The 17,587-nt window shown below is 65.5% G+C and carries 18 protein-coding genes; 5 read left to right on the top strand and 13 right to left on the bottom strand.

What is annotated here, in order from left to right; translation table 11 throughout:
• The first annotated feature begins 63 nt into the window (after positions 1–63).
• A complete protein-coding gene (locus EJ903_RS00475; protein ID WP_126611109.1) occupies positions 64–666 on the top strand; it encodes a TetR/AcrR family transcriptional regulator in 603 nt (200 codons plus the stop codon).
• A 58-nt stretch (positions 667–724) separates the two neighbouring features.
• Here EJ903_RS00475 and sciP read toward each other — a convergent pair whose 3' ends face one another.
• The 8 genes from sciP to EJ903_RS00435 form a co-directional block, all read right to left on the bottom strand.
• Positions 725–1,078, bottom strand: a complete 354-nt coding sequence (gene sciP / locus EJ903_RS00470; RefSeq protein ID WP_281274730.1) for a CtrA inhibitor SciP — start codon at positions 1,076–1,078, stop codon at positions 725–727.
• Between the two features lie 216 nt (positions 1,079–1,294).
• Positions 1,295–2,614 (bottom strand): ABC transporter ATP-binding protein, encoded by a 1,320-nt coding sequence (locus EJ903_RS00465; protein WP_126611107.1) that lies wholly within the window; start codon positions 2,612–2,614, stop codon positions 1,295–1,297.
• A 15-nt stretch (positions 2,615–2,629) separates the two neighbouring features.
• Entirely contained in the window at positions 2,630–4,405 is a 1,776-nt protein-coding gene (locus tag EJ903_RS00460) for an ABC transporter permease (RefSeq protein ID WP_126611105.1), read from the bottom strand.
• Between the two features lie 579 nt (positions 4,406–4,984).
• Entirely contained in the window at positions 4,985–5,716 is a 732-nt protein-coding gene (locus EJ903_RS00455; protein WP_126611103.1) for a flagellar hook assembly protein FlgD, read from the bottom strand.
• A gap of 78 nt (positions 5,717–5,794) precedes the next feature.
• Positions 5,795–7,579 (bottom strand): flagellar hook-length control protein FliK, encoded by a 1,785-nt coding sequence (locus tag EJ903_RS00450; RefSeq protein WP_126611101.1) that lies wholly within the window; start codon positions 7,577–7,579, stop codon positions 5,795–5,797.
• A 414-nt stretch (positions 7,580–7,993) separates the two neighbouring features.
• Entirely contained in the window at positions 7,994–8,506 is a 513-nt protein-coding gene (locus EJ903_RS00445; protein ID WP_126611099.1) for a flagellar basal-body protein, read from the bottom strand.
• Complete coding sequence (locus EJ903_RS00440) at positions 8,499–8,879, bottom strand: rod-binding protein (protein WP_246015028.1); 381 nt, start codon at positions 8,877–8,879, stop codon at positions 8,499–8,501. The genes EJ903_RS00445 and EJ903_RS00440 overlap by 8 nt, the downstream gene beginning before the upstream one ends.
• On the bottom strand, positions 8,876–10,018 hold the full coding sequence (locus EJ903_RS00435; protein ID WP_126611097.1) for a flagellar basal body P-ring protein FlgI: 1,143 nt from the start codon (positions 10,016–10,018) through the stop codon (positions 8,876–8,878). Before EJ903_RS00435 ends, EJ903_RS00440 begins: the two co-directional genes overlap by 4 nt.
• Before the next feature lie 233 nt (positions 10,019–10,251).
• Between EJ903_RS00435 and EJ903_RS00430 the strand changes: the two genes are divergently transcribed.
• On the top strand, positions 10,252–10,680 hold the full coding sequence (locus EJ903_RS00430) for a flagellar assembly protein FliX (protein WP_126611095.1): 429 nt from the start codon (positions 10,252–10,254) through the stop codon (positions 10,678–10,680).
• A 243-nt stretch (positions 10,681–10,923) separates the two neighbouring features.
• On the top strand, positions 10,924–11,343 hold the full coding sequence (gene dksA / locus EJ903_RS00425; protein WP_126611093.1) for an RNA polymerase-binding protein DksA: 420 nt from the start codon (positions 10,924–10,926) through the stop codon (positions 11,341–11,343).
• 153 nt (positions 11,344–11,496) lie between these two features.
• On the opposite strand, the gene EJ903_RS00420 is transcribed toward dksA, so the two are convergent.
• Positions 11,497–12,285, bottom strand: a complete 789-nt coding sequence (locus tag EJ903_RS00420; protein ID WP_126611091.1) for a C1 family peptidase — start codon at positions 12,283–12,285, stop codon at positions 11,497–11,499.
• Positions 12,286–12,454: 169 nt separating this feature from the next.
• Between EJ903_RS00420 and EJ903_RS00415 the strand changes: the two genes are divergently transcribed.
• Positions 12,455–13,414, top strand: coding sequence for a DNA cytosine methyltransferase (locus EJ903_RS00415; RefSeq protein ID WP_126611089.1), 960 nt, complete (start codon positions 12,455–12,457; stop codon positions 13,412–13,414).
• Positions 13,411–14,265, top strand: a complete 855-nt coding sequence (locus tag EJ903_RS00410; RefSeq protein WP_126611087.1) for an NgoMIV family type II restriction endonuclease — start codon at positions 13,411–13,413, stop codon at positions 14,263–14,265. The genes EJ903_RS00415 and EJ903_RS00410 overlap by 4 nt, the downstream gene beginning before the upstream one ends.
• A gap of 133 nt (positions 14,266–14,398) precedes the next feature.
• On the opposite strand, the gene flgH is transcribed toward EJ903_RS00410, so the two are convergent.
• From flgH to flgF, 4 genes are read right to left on the bottom strand one after another with little or no spacing between them, the layout of a single operon-like run.
• Positions 14,399–15,157 (bottom strand): flagellar basal body L-ring protein FlgH, encoded by a 759-nt coding sequence (gene flgH, locus EJ903_RS00405; protein ID WP_126611085.1) that lies wholly within the window; start codon positions 15,155–15,157, stop codon positions 14,399–14,401.
• A 15-nt stretch (positions 15,158–15,172) separates the two neighbouring features.
• The gene (gene flgA, locus EJ903_RS00400; RefSeq protein WP_126611083.1) at positions 15,173–15,913 is read right to left on the bottom strand and encodes a flagellar basal body P-ring formation chaperone FlgA; all 741 of its coding nucleotides are present in this window, start codon (positions 15,911–15,913) and stop codon (positions 15,173–15,175) included.
• 39 nt (positions 15,914–15,952) lie between these two features.
• Positions 15,953–16,738, bottom strand: coding sequence for a flagellar basal-body rod protein FlgG (flgG, locus tag EJ903_RS00395; RefSeq protein ID WP_126611081.1), 786 nt, complete (start codon positions 16,736–16,738; stop codon positions 15,953–15,955).
• A 31-nt stretch (positions 16,739–16,769) separates the two neighbouring features.
• A complete protein-coding gene (gene flgF, locus EJ903_RS00390; RefSeq protein ID WP_126611079.1) occupies positions 16,770–17,492 on the bottom strand; it encodes a flagellar basal-body rod protein FlgF in 723 nt (240 codons plus the stop codon).
• Positions 17,493–17,587 lie beyond the last annotated feature (95 nt).

Genomic DNA, 17,587 nt, shown 5'->3' with positions numbered 1-17,587 from the left:
TTTGTCAACCGGCCGGTGTGGGTCTGCGACGCAGTGTTGGCGCTGTGCGGGAGAGGGTTGGGCATGAAACAGGCGACAGAGCCGCGCAAACCGGCGCGGGACCGCATTTTGGACACGGCGGCGGAGCTGTTTTATCGCGATGGCATCCGCGCGGTTGGCATCGACACGGTGATTGCCCGCTCGGGTGTCGCCAAGATGAGCCTGTATCGCAATTTTGCGTCCAAGGACGATCTGGTGTGCGCATATCTGGAGCGCAGCGCGCAAGGTTATGCCCGCTGGTGGCAGCGGATGGCCGAACGTCACCCGGATAATCCCAAGGCGCTGCTGAAAGGAGTGTTCGTTTCCATTGGCCATTGGATCGCCCATCCCGACTTTCGCGGCTGCCCCTTCACCAACGCGGCCACCGAGTTGCGGGATCCCGACAGCCCGGCGCGGGCGCTGGCCGTGGCGCAAAAGCGTGCGGTTCGGGAGCGGTTGCGGGCGCTGGCGGCAGCGGCAGGGGCGGACAACCCCGATCAACTCGCCACCCATCTTCAAGTGTTGATGGAGGGTGCTTACGCGGCGGCGCACACTCTGGTCATCGATGGCAACGCCGATGCGGTCGCAACAGCAGCGGCCGCGTTGATCGATGCGGCCTGCGGGCAAAACGCTCTGGAGGCAAAATGAGGTCGAAACAGCCTTGCCGCACCGGAATGCGGGGAGCAAAAGTCACACGGGAGTGATCTTATTCGGCGGCGTCGATGCGGGAACGGTCGTGCAGACCACCGTCGCGGTAGTCCTGCAAGCGGGTGGCCCGCAGACCACGCATGCCGTGGCTGTCGATCAGACGCTGCCAGGACAAAAACTCTTCCACCGACAGGGTGTAACGGCGGCAGGCCTCCTCCAGGCTGATCAAGCCGGATCGCACGCCGGTGACCACCTCTGCCTTACGGCGCATCACCCAACGTTTGGTGTTGGGCGGTGGCAAATCCTGTTCGGTCATGGGAAGACCTTCGGGGCCGATGACGGACGAATCGACCGGCTCATCCTGACCACGGTCAAGGATGTGATCACCGGGGGCGTGTTCGATGAAAGTCATGCGCGGACGCTCCAACCCAAAACTGTGCGTTCCACAAGTCCGACGGACAATTTAGGGGTAGGCGCTTAACAAATACCTAAACGATAAGGTTAACGAATGGTTCCGCGCAACAGACTTGCGTGACCGGAGAAACAAATTCGCGCACGAACGACCGTACGGTAGGGAATGGCGACGGGAGGGCCGGGGGGAGGGCAAACCCGCCCCCCGCCGCTTGAGCTACTCCAAATCCTCGAATCCGAAGCTCTCGCTTTCGTCGTCGTAGGTGAACAGCTCGGCGTAGCGCGCCCAACTGGTGATGGCGCGCAGCGTTTCGTCAGCGTAGCCGTCGCTCATGTGCGCGGCCAGCGCGGCGTGAAGCGGCCCGGCGGGCAAGCGGTGGTTGGCCGCCCGCTTCAACGCCGCGTGGATGTGGGCGGCCAGCGGCACGCGCAGCACCAGATGCTCCGCGAACAGCCGCTTGCGGTCCTCCACTCCGGATTCGGCGAACAGGCGGCCCGGTTCGGTCAGGCGGATATCGCCTTCCTCCATTTCGGCAAAACCCAACTGGTGCAGCGCCTCGGCGATGGGGAACAGGTCGTCGATCTCGTGCTGAAGCGCGGCGGCCAGATGCGGCAGGTCGGCCTTGCCGTGATAGGCGGGCGAGGCCAGCGTTTCCAGAAGCCCGGCCAGCAGGTTGGTGGACACATGCGCCAACGGTTCGGCGTAGGCCGGGGGCCGCTTGGCGTCGGGCGAGGCCGCCGACAATGGCTTGCGCGCCGTCATCAGGGCGTAGATGTCATCGACCAGGGCGCGGAAGTCCGGCTCCAGCCGGTTGCGCGGGTGGGGCAGGGTGACACGGATTTCCGCCGCCACCCGTCCGGGGTTGGAGGAAAAGACCAGGATGCGGTCGCACATCAGCACCGCTTCCTCGATGTTGTGCGTCACCATCAGGATCGATTGGATCGGCAGGCGCTGTTCCATCCACAGATCCAGCAGGTCGGTGCGCAGCGTTTCTGCCGTCAGCACGTCCAGCGCCGAAAAAGGCTCATCCATCAGCAGGATTTCCGGGTGGACCACCAGGGCGCGGGCAAAGCCGACACGCTGGCGCATGCCGCCCGACAGCTCCTTCGGATAGGCGGATTCGAAACCGGACAGGCCGATCAGGTCGATGGCCTCCTCGGTCCGGGCCTCTGCTTCCTTGGTGGGCACGCCCTTGGCCTTCAGCCCGGCCATGACGTTTTCCCACACCGTCATCCAGGGGAAGAGGGCGAAGGTCTGGAAGACCATGGCGATGCCATCGGTCGGCCCATCGACCGGCGCGCCATTGTGGCGGACGTCCCCCGCTGTCGGACGGACCAGCCCGGCGACGACGCGCAGCAAGGTGGATTTGCCGGAGCCGGAACGGCCGAGCAGCCCGACGATTTCCCCGTTCGTCAGGGTCAGGTCGACGCCGTCGAGCACGACATACTCCTGCCCCGACGGCTTGGGGTAGGCCTGACGGACGTTGGTCAGGGCGAACAGCGGGGCGGTGACGGTGGAGGTGGTGGTGTTCAGCATGACAGTGTCCTCCGGTCAGGCAAGACGCAGGCGGCGTTCGGCAAAGGCGTAGAGCGGACGCCACAGAAGCCGGTTGAACAGGATGACGAGCATGGCCATCACGGCGATGCCCAACACGATGCGCGGGTAATCTCCTTCGGCGGTGGCCTGGGCGATGTAGCCGCCCAAACCATGGGCGGTCAGGCTGGTGTCGCCCCAGCGCACGGCCTCGGCCACGATGCTGGCGTTCCACGATCCGCCCGACGCGGTGACGGCTCCGGTGATGTAATAGGGAAAGACACCGGGCAGCATCACGTCACGCCACCATTGCCAGCCCCGGATGTGGAAGTTGGCGGCGGCCTCCTTCAGATCGTTGGGGAAGGCGGCGGCCCCGGCGATGACGTTGAACAGGATGTACCACTGCGTTCCCAGGATCATCAGCGGGCTGAGCCACAGGTCGGGGTCAAGATCGAAGCGGACGATGCCGACCACCGCGACCGGAAACAGCAGATTGGCCGGAAAGGCGGCGAGGAACTGGGCGGCGGGCTGCACCGCTTCGGCCAGACGCGGGCGCAGCCCGATGATGACTCCCAGCGGGACCCAGATCAGCGACGCGGTCACGATCAGCGCCACCACCCGCAGCAACGTGGCGCCCCCCAGCAGGAAGGCGGTCCCGACGTCGTCCCACCCGGCCCCGCTGGCGATGAACGCCACCATCGTCCAGCCACACCACAGCCCGGCCACGGCGAGCACCGCGTACCATGCGCCATCGACCGTCCGATTGGGAATTTGCTTCATCCCATGCATCAGCGTCGTGGCGAGGCGGTTGGCATACAGGTGGCGGCCTGCGTCGCGCACTCCGGTCAAGGACAGCCGCCACCAGCAAGCCCTGTCCAGCAACCGCCCAAGCGGGGCAAACAGGGCGCGGAAAAAGCGGGTGCGCTGAAACAGGTCGAGCAGCCAGGATTCCGGGGCTTCCCGTCCACCGGTCAACTCGACGCGGAATTTGGCCGCCCAGGCGACCAGTGGGCGGAACAGCAACTGGTCATAGGCCAGGATCACCAGCAGCATGGCCAGAACCGCCCAACCGACCGCGTCCAGCCGCTGTTGCGCGATGGCTTCGGCCAGATAGGACCCGACGCCGGGCAGGGTGATGGTCCGGTCGCCGACGGTGATGGCTTCCGACGCGACGACGAAGAACCAGCCGCCCGACATCGACATCATCATGTTCCACACCAGCCCGGGCAGGGCGTAGGGGGCCTCCAGCGTCCAGAAACGTTGCCAGCCGCTGAAGCCGAACCCCTGCGCCACCTCGCCCAGATCGCGCGGCACGGTGCGCAGCGACTGGTAGACGCTGAACGCCATGTTCCAGGCCTGGCTGGTGAAGATGGCGAAGATGGCGGCGCATTCCGCCCCCAGCGTGCTGCCGGGAAACAGCGCGAGGAAGAACACGACGGTGAAGGAGATGTAGCCCAGCACCGGCACCGATTGCAGCACGTCCAGCACCGGGATCAGCAGCATGGCCGCCCGGCGGCTCTTGGCCGCCAGGGTGGCGTAGACGAGGGTGAAGAGGAGCGAGGCGACCATCGCCGCCAGCATCCGCAGGGTGGAGCGCAGGGCGTAATCCGGCAGCAGGCCGGGGTTGAGGTCCACCGGGGTGGCGGCGACGCTGTCCAGCGGGGCCGTCATTTCGCGGCCACCGATGGCGACCAGCGCCAGCAGACCGATGACCAGCGGCAGCGCCACCACGTCCCAGCGGTTGGGGGCGGCGTCGGTCGCCTTGACCGACACGCTCGTGTGAATCCAGACCATGGCAAAAACTCCCTTCCGCGCGCCAGTCGGGTTCGGGCGCGTTGGGCAAAGAACAGGTGTTGACGGTTTCAGGGTGAAACCGCGTTCAAATGGGCAGGGGGAGGGCGGTCAGCGACTTCGCGGAGTCGGTTCGCGCGACACGCCGCGCAGACCCATGCGAACGCGCAAGGGGCGCACGGCGAAACGGTGGGTGAGGGAAAGAATCACCACGGTTCACCTGTGATCGGTTCGGCAACAACGCCGATCCGCCGGTGAACCTGACAGGCAGGTCAGCCTAGCATCAGCGTCGTTGGCGCGGAGGAAGTAGGTCGGCTGCTTGGGCTGTCCATCTCATGCCTTCTCGGGGAACGGTGCGGTTGGGTCCGGTGCTTGAGCCGGATGCTCGCGACCACACACGTCCGCCGGTGTTGCGGTGACGTTGAAACCCGCTTTACTCCCACCATGCGGTCCGGTCAAGCCGACCGTGTGGCCTTTGTCCAAGGTGAAAAAGATTTCACGAAACGGGAAAACGACGGCGTCGTCGCGGAACAGGTCCGCGACGACGCCAAACCAGGGGTGCCATGGGAAACGCGGGTGGCCTCAATAGACCGTTGTGATTTTGGACAGCGGCACTTCGTTGCCGTTGATGGTCAGCGCGGTTTCGCCGTTCTTGTCGTTGCCGATGCCCGACACGGAGCCGAAGGTGTAGGTCGTGGCCTTCACCGTGCCGTCCTTTTGCGGGCTGACCGGGGCGATGTTCAGACGGTAAGCCCCCGGCTGCACCGCGTTGCCGTTGTCGTCCTTGAAATCCCAATTCACGACATGCTTGGTCCCGGCCGCCGTGTCCCCCTTCATCGAGCGCACGGTGCGGCCCTGGGAGTCCAGGATGTCCACGCGCACGGATTTGGCGGCGGTGTCCAACTCATAGGCCAAGGGGGCTTGGGTCATCCCCTGGGTGTATTGGAACGCATCGCCTTCGAACGCCACCGTGCGGTTGAGGTAGGCCAGATTGGTGGAGGCCGTGCTGGCCCCCTGCAGTTTCAGCAGCTTGTCCAGGCGGCTGTTGGTGCCGATGTTCTGCTCGACGTTCGCGAACTCGACCAACTGCTTGGTCATGTCGTTCGTGTCCATCGGCTTCAGCGGATCCTGGTTCTTCATCTGCGTGGTCAGCATGGTCAGGAAGGTTTGGAAATTGTCGCCCAAACCCTTGGTTGCGCTGGCGGTCTTGGCTTCGTCGGTGGTCGCGGTGTTGGTGGTGACGGTCTTCGAGCCGGTGGACTTCGTGCCCGACGCGGTGCCGAACTGGTTGATGGTCAAGTCGGAGGTGCCCATGGCGGATGTCCTTGCTGGCTCGATTGGTGCGGGCGCTGGCGGCCCAATGCGACCGAATGGGAAAAAGAAGGCGCAGGCTTAGGCCTTGATGTCCAGCCTGCCGTCGCCAACCGACACGGTGTAGGCGGCGGTCAGGCCCGGATCCTCCTCCTCCCCACCGCCGCGCAGGCCGCGCCCGCGCTTGCCCGATCCGTTCCCCGACCCGTCGGCCTGGGATTGGTTGCCCTCGCCGCGCAGACTGAAATTCAGGCTGTTGGAGTCGGTTTGCAGGCCGGCGTCCTGCAAGGCCCGCTCCAACCCCTTGCTGTCGCGTTGCAGCAGTTCCAGCGTCTGGGCCTTTTCCACCGCCACCATGGCGCTGACGCGGCCATCGGCCCCGATGTCCAGCTTGATGTCAATGCGGCCCAACTCCGCCGGGTGCAGGTTGATGGTGAATTGGTCGACCTCGTCGGCGACGTTCTTTTTGATGTGCACGGCCACCTGATCCGGCACGCCCTGTGGGGCGGCGGAGCCACGCGATGGCCGCAGGCTGGCGGCCGCTTGGGTCATGTCGAGCGAGCCGGCGGCGCGGGGCGCTTCCATCGCCGCCAGAGCGGCGTGAGTCTGGGCGGCGGTTCCGGCGTGGGCGTGGCCGGTGTCGCTGGTTGCGGCGGCGGCGGACGCTGTGGCGGCCCCGGTGAGCGCGCCCACGGCCTGGCTGTCCGCCGTGGTTTTCAGCGCGTCAAGACCCGAAGGCGTCTGGGCAGCGGTCGGCATCAGGTTCGGTGGCGGCTGGCCATCGCTGCGACCGTTTCCAGTGTCCTGCCCGGTGCCTTTGCCGCCGGTCTTGTCGCCCAACTTGGCCTTCGCCGCAGCGATGAGGTCGGCAAAGCTGGAGGGGATGGCGCTGTCGTCATCCGGCAGCGCCTGGGAGGCGCTGTCATCGGCCTTGGGGGCGACGAGCGCATCGGCCGGGTTGGCCGCGTTGTCACCGTTGGTGGCGGCTGCCGCCTTGATCGCCCCGGCAGTACCCTCACCCGCTGCACCAGCGGCTTGGGCCTTCTGGGCGTCTTGGAGTTGCGCCATCTTGGCGGCCAGTTCGGCGGCAGGGTCAAGCCCCTTGGCGGCCCCGTTGACCAGCGGCGATCCGTCCGTGACGCTGGGATCCGCGTTGGTCTTGGCGTTGGCCAGCAAGGCTGCGGCCCCGTTCATGGACAAGCTGGCCAGCAGGGTGTCGCTCGTCGGTGTCATTGCGGTTGTCACCGTTTCAGTCACCGCCAGAGTGGCGTCAGGCTCGACCGTCGTGTCGTCGCCGACTTTGGATCCCGCTTGCCCATCGCCCGCCGCGTCGGCGTCGGCCCCGCCGGTGGTGCCCTCATCCGCTGCGGCGATGGTGTCGCCGCTGTTTGCGGTTTCGCTGGTCGCGTCAGCGCTGTTGGTGGGAGCGGCGGCATCCTTGGTCGTGGGTTTGTCGGCCTTTGCCGTCGTGGCCTTGCGTTGGGCAGGGTCGTCCTTGGCGCGCACCTTGTCCGCCGCGTCGTCGCGCGCGTTGGATTTCGTGTCGGCTTTTTCAGCGCGCGGGGGGGGAGGGGCTTCCTCCTTCGGGCGCAGCGCGGCGGAATTGTCCGTGCGTGCGCGTTCGGCCCGCACCGCCTGTTGCCGTTTGGCGGCTTCCGTTCGGGCTTCAGCCCGCGCCTCTTGCGCTTGCCGGGCGGTGTCCTTGGTCAGATCGCGCTTGCGGTCTGCCGCATCGGCGATCATCCGGTCCATCATCTTGGAAAAGGCGTCGTCTTTCGCCCCGGTCCCTTGGGTTTGCGACCCTTGAAGCTGCGAGGTCACACCTTCGAAGAGGGAGGCGGCGGAGATGGTGGACTGGATGGCCATGGGGGGATCCCTCAAGACGGCTGGACGCTGACAGGCATATGCAACAGGCGGGCCAACTGCGGCGGTGTGATGGTCGGGCGATTCTGTCCAATGGCGGGGCCTTGCCATTCAACGGCGATGAGCCATGCGGCAGTTCCGGCCCGGACCCCGGCAAAAATCGCCGGGTGCAACCATCGGAACCGGCTCTTCTTGCCGCTACCGGTTCGTTCCAGACCGTCGGCTGCGCTGGTCGCCTGCGGTTTGGCCTGGGGCCGACAAAATGAAGGCCGCTCCTTGCGGTGCGGCCTTCCCGAGAGGATTCGGGAGTTTCAGCTTAGAGGATCCACAAAACTGGCGGATCACCCCCATAAGACCACACCCAAGACGTGTGTGCGCTGCGTCAAATCCAGGAGGCCGCCACGCGCAAAACGCGGATCACAGCCGTGTGTTGAGGGCGGCGGACGCCCGCGTGCCATGGGGGGGCGGGCTGTAGCCGCGCCCGCCGCCCATATGAGCGGCGTAGGCGGTGGTCGGGGCCTTTTGCGCCTTTGTGACGACACTGACCATGGTGTCCACGATGATTTTTTGCGCCGCGCTGTTCATCTGCAAAGTCTCTGCGTTCTCCGCCGTGGCGGCGTAGAGCGCGCCCGCCGCTTCCTTCAGCGCGGCCTTCAGATCGTCGGGCAGGTTGCGCATGCCCTCGCGATCGACGCGCAGGGCGCGGGACACGTCTTCATACACCAAGGCCATCGGCTGTTTCTCTTTGATGAATTGGGCCAGTTCGCTGGCGGGACGGCGCGCCTTCACGGCGGCGGTTTCCCGCTGCAGCAGGCTGGTCATGCGTCCCATCAACGACACCAGCGCCGTGGCCCGTTCCAGCGCGTTTTTCGGGAGGTTGGTGATCGGGGCCTTGGCGGGTTGGGGAAAGCGGACGTCGACCTTATCCATGGCTGGCCTCCTGGGCGCGCAAAAGCTCGTGATAGACCTGATTGGCGATGCCAAGACCGCCGCGTTGGACGACTTGCTTGCCGAACTGTTCGACCAGCATCGGCTTGAACATTTCCTCGCCGCGCCCGCCGCCAAAGGTTTCGTCGGTGCCGATGCCGTCGAACATGTGGCCCAGCATCTGGCTGACGAAGGTGGCTTCGAACTCGTTGGCGGATTTGCGGAGCTGGGCAACCTTTGCCGGGGCGATCTTGGCTTCCAGATCGGCGGTTTTTGCCTCGGTGCGGACGCCGAACCCCTCGGCCTTGGCCCGTTCGATCAACGTCGGCAGGCGGGGCGCTGCGGCGGTGGGCAGGGCGGGGGTCAGGTCCATCATATCACCTCGATCTCGGCTTGCAGGGCACCGGCGGCCTTGATCGACTGAAGGATGGCGATCATGTCCCGTGGTCCCACACCCAGAGCATTCAAGGATTGTACCAACTCTTGCAGAGTCACCCCGGAATTCATCACCGCCAGCCGATTGTTCGATTGCTCGTCCACCTGGATGTCGGTGCGCGGGACCACGGCGGTCTGACCCTGGCTGAACGGGCCGGGCTGGCTGACCTGCGGGGTCTCGGTGATGCGGATGGTCAGGTTGCCCTGGGCGATGGCGACGGTGGAGATGCGGACATTCTCGCCCATCACGATGACGCCGGACTTTTCGTCGACCACGACGCGGGCCACCTGATCCGGGGTGATGCGGAGCTGCTCGATCTCGGTGATGAGGCCGACGACGTCGCCGCGCCGGGCATCGGGCACGTTGAGCAACACCGACGACGGATCGGTCGCCTGGGCGCGGTTGCCGCGCAATTGGATGTTGATCGCGGTGGCGACCCGCTGGGCGGTGGTGAAATCGGGGTTGCGCAGGCTGAGGCGCAGCACCGGCAGTTCGGCCAACGAGAACTGGATCTCGCGCTCCACGATCGCCCCGGAGGAGATGCGCCCGGCGGTGGGAACACCGCGCGTCACGCTCGCCCCCTGACCTTGGGCGGAAAAGCCGGACACCGCGATGGGGCCTTGCGCCACGGCATACACCTCGCCATCGGCACCCATCAGCGGGGTGACGAGCAGGGTCCCGCCCAACAGGCTCTTGCTGTCGCCCATGGCCGACACCGACACGTCAATCCGCGTGCCCTGCGCGGCGTAGGCCTGGAGCGTGGCCGTCACCATCACCGCCGCCACATTCTTGGTGCGCATGTTGGTGCCGCGCGTGTTCACGCCCATCCGTTCCAGCATGCCGGTCAGGCTCTGTTCGGTGAAGGGCGAGTTGTTCAGGCTGTCGCCGGTGCCGTTCAGGCCGACGACCAGACCATACCCGATCAGCATGTTGTCGCGCACGCCTTCGACATCGACGACGTCCTTGATACGGGCCGACGCGGCTTCAACCGGCGTTGTGGGCAGGCTGACCGCCAGCAGCAGAGCGGCGGCGATGATGGTGACGGTGCGGCGCAGAACGGTGAAGGGTCGGGACAGCATGTTGCGGGCACTCCTGAACGGGCAAACGGATATATTCAAAAGCCGTGCCAGCGCGCCGGAGCGCTGCATTCCGCCATGGTCGCGCAAAAAAGCTTGTTGCTGTGCGGGTTTGTCCCATCCGGGCGGCAATTTTTGCCCGATTGCGGCAAGGCTTGACCGGGTGATAAGGTTGCATCATCTATGGTACGCGCGTTGACCGCGTCCTTCTTCTCACGCAAACGGTCGCACGGATCATGAAAGTCGAAGGCCCCGGCAAAACACGAGCCAGCGGTACGGTGCGCCGAACCGGCAAGGCCGACAGCACGGCCGGTGCCGCGTTCTCCAAGCAACTGGTTGGCGAGACCGGTGCCGCCGCCCATGGCGTCACCGCAACCGCGTCGATGAGCGGTGTTTCCGGTGTGCTCGCCTTGCAAGAGGTGGACGCGACCGACGACGCGACCGCCCGCGCCTCGCGCGGGAAAATGCGTGCGGAAGAGATGTTGGACAAGCTGGAGGAAATTCAGCACGGCCTTCTTTCCGGCACGCTCTCCAGTCAGAAGCTGGTGGAGTTGGCCAAGGTCGTCCAGTCGCGCCGCGCCCAGGTGGATGATCCGGATCTCGCCGAAATCCTGGATGAGATCGACTTGCGCGCCCAGGTTGAGTTGGCCAAACTCACCTCCTGATCATGTGGGGCCGTCTGTGTGATCGGCGGCCCTGCGCCCTGACCCTTGTGGTCCCTCCGCCGCGTGTGGGTCATCCTGGATCGCCGGATCGTGAGGTGTCGTGATCATCACAGTCACAATTCTTTTTTATTCCAACGGCTTGTTTGGTCGTTGTCCGGGCAAACCATAGGGTTGCGGTCCCGGCAAGGGCTGCCTATACTCCGCGCCGCCCGGATCACCCCTTTTCGCGTTGGATGCTCTCGGATGACGTCGTCGCTGCTGCCAGAGAACTACTCCCCGTCGGAAGACGAGGAGTTCATGAACCCGACGATGGTGGAGTATTTCCGCCGGAAGCTCGTGCGCTGGCGCGCCGAACTGCTGGCTGAATCCACTGAAACATTGAACAGCCTTCAGGAAGGCGGGATTCAGGAGCCGGATATCGCCGACCGCGCGTCGGCGGAAACCGACCGTGCCCTGGAACTGCGCACCCGCGACCGCGAACGCAAGCTGATCTCAAAGATTGACGCTGCGTTGGGCCGGATCGCCGATGGCAGCTTTGGCTATTGTGAGGAAACCGGCGACCCGATTTCGGTGCGCCGCCTCGACGCCCGCCCGATCGCGACGCTGAGCCTGGAAGCCCAGGAGCGCCACGAACGGATGGAACGGACCCAACGCGACGACTGAACAGCGGCGGCGCTCGTTCCGGAGGACATCCGTCCGGGGACGTGCGCGCCGTGTCTGTCTATGGCATGCCCATCACAACGCAACAGCGCGCGAGGACCTTCCCCGCGCGCTGTTGCGTTGTGATGGGCCGCTGCGCTTCGACAGTGCTGGTGTTCAGGCGATGATGCCATACCCCTCGCTGAACGCGGCGCGCATGTAATCGGGGCTGGCGTAGACAAAACCCTTGTCGCCCCATGCCTCCGACCAGCTGTTGCGGATGATGAAGGCCCCATCGGCCCGGTAGCCGACGATGCACACCGCGTGTCCGCCGCCCGCCGTGTCCGCGTTGTACCGAATCAGTTCGCCGCGTGCCCCGGCTTTCATCCAGGTCGAATCGACGACGAGTCGGCTGATGATCGGCCCACCGGTGGCCAACCACTTGCGCCACACGGACAGATTGACCCCAAGATTGTGGTAGCTGCGAATCTTGAAGCGCGCCGCCTTGGTGTAGAAATCCTGCGCCGTGCCCTGCCACAGCGCGCCGTGCAGCGGCAGATCGTCTTCCAGCGCGCAGCCATAGGTCCGGGCGATGTCGAGCGCGCGTTTGACCTCGGTCCCCTCCTGCTCGATGAAGGTGGTGGGGTAGCTGGTCAGCGTGTCGGTTTCCTTGTCGGCCATCCAGATGAAGCGCGCCGACAGCCGGGTGTCGAATCCGATCGCGCCCTTTTTGGTGAAGTGGTAGCGCAGCAACCCGTCCGCCGTGGCAAAGCCGACGCAGGCCCCGGTCTGGCCCTGGTTGCTGACGGTCCAATCCGGGTTGCGCAGATCCACCGAGTCCGGCAACGCGCTGGAGGACAGCGCCTGCACCGTCCCAGCGTCCAACGCCGCCTGCCAGGACCAATCGCGTTGTGGCTCGCGGGAGGGAATGCAATTCAGCACATAGGAAAGCGATTGATCGGGCATGGTCGGTGTCCGTTCTGCGGATGCGTCGTGTTGGGAATGATTCGCCGATGAAACTCCCTTGATGGTTGATTCGATTCGCCGGGCTGTAAAGAGGGTGTGTGCGTCGTGCCGCGTGGCTTGCCATCCAGACCGGCATCGGGCATCAAACCGGACACGATCCGAGGATGAGATGAGCCGTTTCACATCGCTGGAAATCTGCGCCGGAGCCGGTGGGCAGGCGTTGGGGCTGGAGCGTGCCGGCTTCGATCACGCCGCTTTGGTGGAGATCGAGTCGGCGGCTTGCGCCACCTTGCGTCTGAACCGTCCGCAGTGGAACGTCATCGAGGGCGATCTGCGGGCGTTCGACGGGCGGCCCTACAGGGGGGTCGATCTGCTGGCCGGTGGGGTTCCATGCCCACCCTTTTCCAAGGCGGGCAAACAGCTTGGGGCTGATGATGAGCGTGATCTGTTTCCCGAGGCGCTGCGCCTGGTTGATGAAATCCGCCCCCAAGCGGTGATGCTTGAAAATGTCCGGGGCCTGCTGGACGCTGTGTTCGAGGACTACCGGACCAAGGTGGAAAAACAACTGGGGCAACTGGGTTACGCGCCCGGGTGGCGGTTGTTGAACGCATCGGATTTCGGGGTGTCTCAGCTTCGCCCCCGCGTGGTGTTCGTGGGGATTCGCAAGGATCGGGCGGAGCATTTTTCCTGGCCTGACCCATCGAAAACCCAGCCTCCGACGGTTGGCGCGTTGCTGCACCCGCTGATGGCGGCCAACGGGTGGCGGGGGGCGGATCGCTGGCGGGAGCAGGCGGGCAGCATTGCGCCGACCTTGGTTGGCGGTTCCAAAAAACATGGCGGCCCGGATCTGGGGCCGACGCGTGCCAAGCGGGCCTGGGCGCTGCTGGGAGTCGATGGCATGGGGTTGTGGGACGAGGCACCGCCGCGTGACTTTGTTGGCATGCCGCGCCTGACCCCGCGCATGGCGGCGTTGATTCAGGGTTTTCCAGACGATTGGCGCTTTTCCGGCCGCAAAACGGCGGCCTATCGGCAGATCGGCAACGCCTTTCCACCGCCGGTGGCCGAAGCGGTGGCCCGGCGGATCGGGGTGGCGCTGGCGGCGCGGTCATCGCTGCGGGTGGCGTCATGACGGTGTTCGCCGAAGCCCGCCGGGCCTTCCACGCCGCCCTGCGCGAATCCACCCTCACCACCAACGCGGCGGGCGTGGTCAGCAACGCGGACAAGGACAGCGCCATCAGCAAAGCGTTGGCCCGTGGCATCGCGGAGCGGTTGGACGCGCAGACCGTTGGCGAGCGGATCGCTGGGCAGACCTCCGGCAACCAGTTTGAGGGGTTGTGCGCCGACTTCCTGCGCAACACGTTTCTGACTCTCGGGCATTTGCGCCCGGGGCAATGGGACGTGCGCCGGGTGTCCGGGCGCAACCGATTGGAAATCGCCAAGTACGAACAATACGCCCACTTGATCGCGCTGGATAACGCCGCGCGCCAGGATCCCGAATTGGCGGCGGCTTTGGGCAGCGACTACACGATCACCCCGGACATCGTTGTGGTTCGGGAGCCGGAGTCGGAGGCTGCCATCAACGTCCATGACCGTCTGGTGGATGATCGGGTGGCGACCCTGTCCAGCTTGCGCGCGGTCAATGGCGGCAAGCCGCTGCTGCACGCCAGCGTGTCGTGCAAATGGACGATCCGCAGCGATCGGGCGCAGAACGCGCGCTCCGAAGCGCTCAATCTGGTCCGCAACCGCAAGGGGCGCTTGCCGCACGTCGTGGTGACAACCGCCGAGCCGCTGCCCAGCCGGTTGGCCTCCATCGCGTTGGGGACCGGGGACATTGATTGCGTCTATCACTTCGCCTTGTACGAACTCCAGGCGGCGGTCGCTGACCTGGGGTACGACGACGCGGCGGAGATGTTGGCGATCATGGTCAATGGACGGCGTTTGAAAGACCTGTCCGATCTTCCGCTCGATCTGGCCGTTTGACCTTCCCACACCCCCGGCAGAATCCGTCCCGGCAGAAGACGCCGCCCGGCAAGAATGACCCGGACACCGCAAAGGGCCGGAGGGCGTTGCCGCCGTCCGGTCCTTTGGGGTGGATGGTTGGTGAGGCTGCCGATCAGAACGGCATGATGATGTCGTAGAGCTGCTGGCCGTAGCGCGGCTGCTGCACGTCGGTGATCTGGCCGCGCCCGCCGTAGGAGATGCGGGCCTCGGCGATCTTTTCGTAGCTCAGGGTGTTCTGGGCGGTGATGTCTTCGGGGCGGATCACGCCGGTGATCTGCAGGTCGCGCAGTTCATAGTTCACGCGGACCTCCTGATGGCCCTGGATGACCAGATTGCCGTTCGGCAGGGTTTGCGTGACCAGCGCCGCGACCTTCAGCGCGATCTTTTCGTTGCGGTCCACCGACCCCTTGCCGTCGTTGGCGGTCGAGCTGGACAGGTCGACCAGGCTGGAGGCCGAGGCCCCGGCGGGCAGGACGCGGTTCAGCGTGGCCCCTTCCAGACCGAACAGGTTGGGCATCCCGGCCTTGTCGGAGTTGGCGCGCGACCGCTTGCTTTCGTTGGCCAGCTTGGCCTGATCGTCGATGGAGATGTTGATGGTCAGGATGTCGCCCACCTTGTTGGCGCGCTGGTCCTTGAAGAAGGCCTTGGCCCCGGTGCGCCACAGCGAATTCGGGTTGCGCTCCGTCGGCAGCGGGGTCGGCATCGGCAGGCTGACGGGCTGATAGCCGGTGCGGGCCTGCGGGTCCTGGATTTGCGACATTTCCGGGGCCTTGCCGATGTCAGCGATGCGCGAGGCGGCGTTGCAGGCGGTCAGCGACGCGGCGGCGGTGGCGATCAGGGCGAAGCGCAGGGCGGTCTTGATGGTCGACATGGGAGCTTTCTCCGATCAATTCGTGGCGATGCCGGGCTTTGCCACGGCGACCAGGTTGGGACCCGCCACCGTCGCTTCGACGATGCGGTTGGATTGGGTGTTGACGACGCGGATCACGTCGCCGCGTCCGCCGTCCTGCAGCGCCTTGCCCTGGGTGCTGAGGGCCAGGACGCCGGTGTTCAGCGTGATGGTGACGAGCGCGCCCTTGTCCACCATGCGCGGCGATTGCAGATCGCGCAGACGGACCGGCTGGTTGGTGGGCACGCCGCGCTTGGGCGTCATGCCGATGAGTTGGGCGTCGGTGGCGGCGGTGTCGCTGCTGGTCTGGTCGGCGCGCACGTCCTGCCAATCGATGTCGGTCGGGCCGATCATGTCGCCGGGAACCACGCGGCGCACCAGAACCGGCACCTGGACCACGCCGAAGGCGCGGCCCGCGATGGGCAGGCGCACCACCGAGCGGGTGTTGGAGACCACGATTTCGGCGGCGAAACGACCCTGGACCGCGTTGTAGTAGAGGTTCTCGACCGCCAGACCGCCGGCACCCTGCGGGGCGCGCAGCTCGATGGCGCGGGTGTCGAGTTCCAACTGCAGCCGCCCCACCGTCACCACGCGGGCCAGCGCGTCGGACAGCGCGGCCTCGACATGGGCGACCCCATAGACCACCGCCGGAGGCTCCAGCGCGGCGGCGGACGAGACGACGCCGGGGGCGGTCAGCAGGGCGGCACCGAGGAGGAGGATGGAGAGGGTGCGGGTCATGGCGGCGGTTCCTGGGGTGAGAGCGTTGCGGCGGCGGCGTTACTTCATCTGCCCGGCTTGCTGCATCATCTCGTCGGTGGTCTTGATGACCTTGGAATTCATTTCGTAGGCGCGCTGGGCGGTGATCAGCGTCGTGATTTCCTGCACCACGTTGACGTTGGAGGTTTCCAACGCGCCCTGGGTCAGGCGGCCGAAGCCCGGCGCGCCGGGGTTGCCGGTCACGGACTGGCCCGAGGCGGCGGTTTCGAGGAACAGGTTGTCGCCGATGGCTTCCAGACCGGCGGCGTTGGCGAAGGTCGCCAATTGGAGCTGACCGACGTTCTGCGTGGCGGTCTGACCGTCCAGCTTCACCAGCACCTCGCCCGACGGGTTGATGGCCACGTCCACGGCGTTGGTGGGGATGGTGATGTTCGGCTGCACCGGATAACCGTCGGCGGTGACGATCACGCCTTCCGGCGACAGCTTGAAGTTGCCAGCGCGGGTGTAGGAGGTGTCGCCGCTGGGCATGGTGATCTGGAAGTAGCCCGAACCGTTGATGGCGACGTCCAGCTTGTTGTCGGTGATGGTCAGGTTGCCCTGTTCCAGCACGCGGGCCACGGCGGCGACGCGGACGCCCGCACCCACCTGCACGCCGGTCGGGACCACGGTCCCGGCGTCCGACGAGGTGGAGCCGATGCGGCGGAAGTTCTGGTACAGCAGGTCCTGGAACTCGGCGCGCTGCTTCTTGAAGCCGGTGGTCGTCGAGTTGGCGATGTTGTTGGAGATGGTTTCGACGTTCAGCTGCTGGGCGATCATGCCGGTGGCGCCGATGGCGAGGCTGCGCATGGTGGTGTTCCTCTTCTCTTGCGGTCGGCGATCAGGCGCTGCGGCCCAGTTTCGTGATCATGTTGCGGATGCGGTCGTTTTCGTTCTCGATGACCTTCTGCGCCGACATGTAGCTCCGCTGGATTTCGATCATCTGGGTCATCTCCACAACAGGCTTGACGTTGGAACCTTCAAGCAATCCCTGTGCCACTTTCGTGTCGGCGGGGGCGGGCTGGGGTTCCTCGTCGGAGACGTAGAGGCCGGAACCGACCTCCGTCATCAACTGCTCGTTCTTGAAGGTGACGATGCGGAGTTTCGCGACCGGGCCGAGTTCGGTGGACACCGTGCCGTCGCCGCTGACCTTCACGTCGGAGGTCCCGGCGGGCAGGGTGATCGGCTGGCCGTTGTCGGACAGCACCGGCAGGCCGCCGCCGTCCACGATCTGGCGCTGGTCGTTCATGCGGAAATTGCCGGCGCGGGTGTAACGCGGGCCGCTGGCGGTGTCGACCGCGAAGTATCCATGGCCGGTCAGGGCCAAATCCATCGGATTTCCGGTCTGTGTCATCGCGCCGACCGAAAGATCACGCACCACGGCACGGTCCTGGACGAAGCTGACCTTCTCATGCATGCCCGGACGTTCCAGGAATTCGGTGAACAGCGTCCGTTGGTTCTTGTACCCCGTCGTGTTCATGTTCGCGATGTTGTTCGAGGTCACTTCGAGCTGCCGTTGCAGAGCCATTTGGCGCGACAGAGCGACGTAAATCGAATTTTCCATCTTGCGGCCTCATTCATCACACGGGGTCAGGCGGAACCGTCCGACCGGTGAAAAGGGTATTGCATGAGGCGTGCCAACTTGCCCCAACGCTGTTT

The organism is Azospirillum griseum, from assembly GCF_003966125.1.
Classification (GTDB): domain Bacteria; phylum Pseudomonadota; class Alphaproteobacteria; order Azospirillales; family Azospirillaceae; genus Azospirillum; species Azospirillum griseum.
This window is presented reverse-complemented; position numbering and strand designations above follow the sequence as displayed.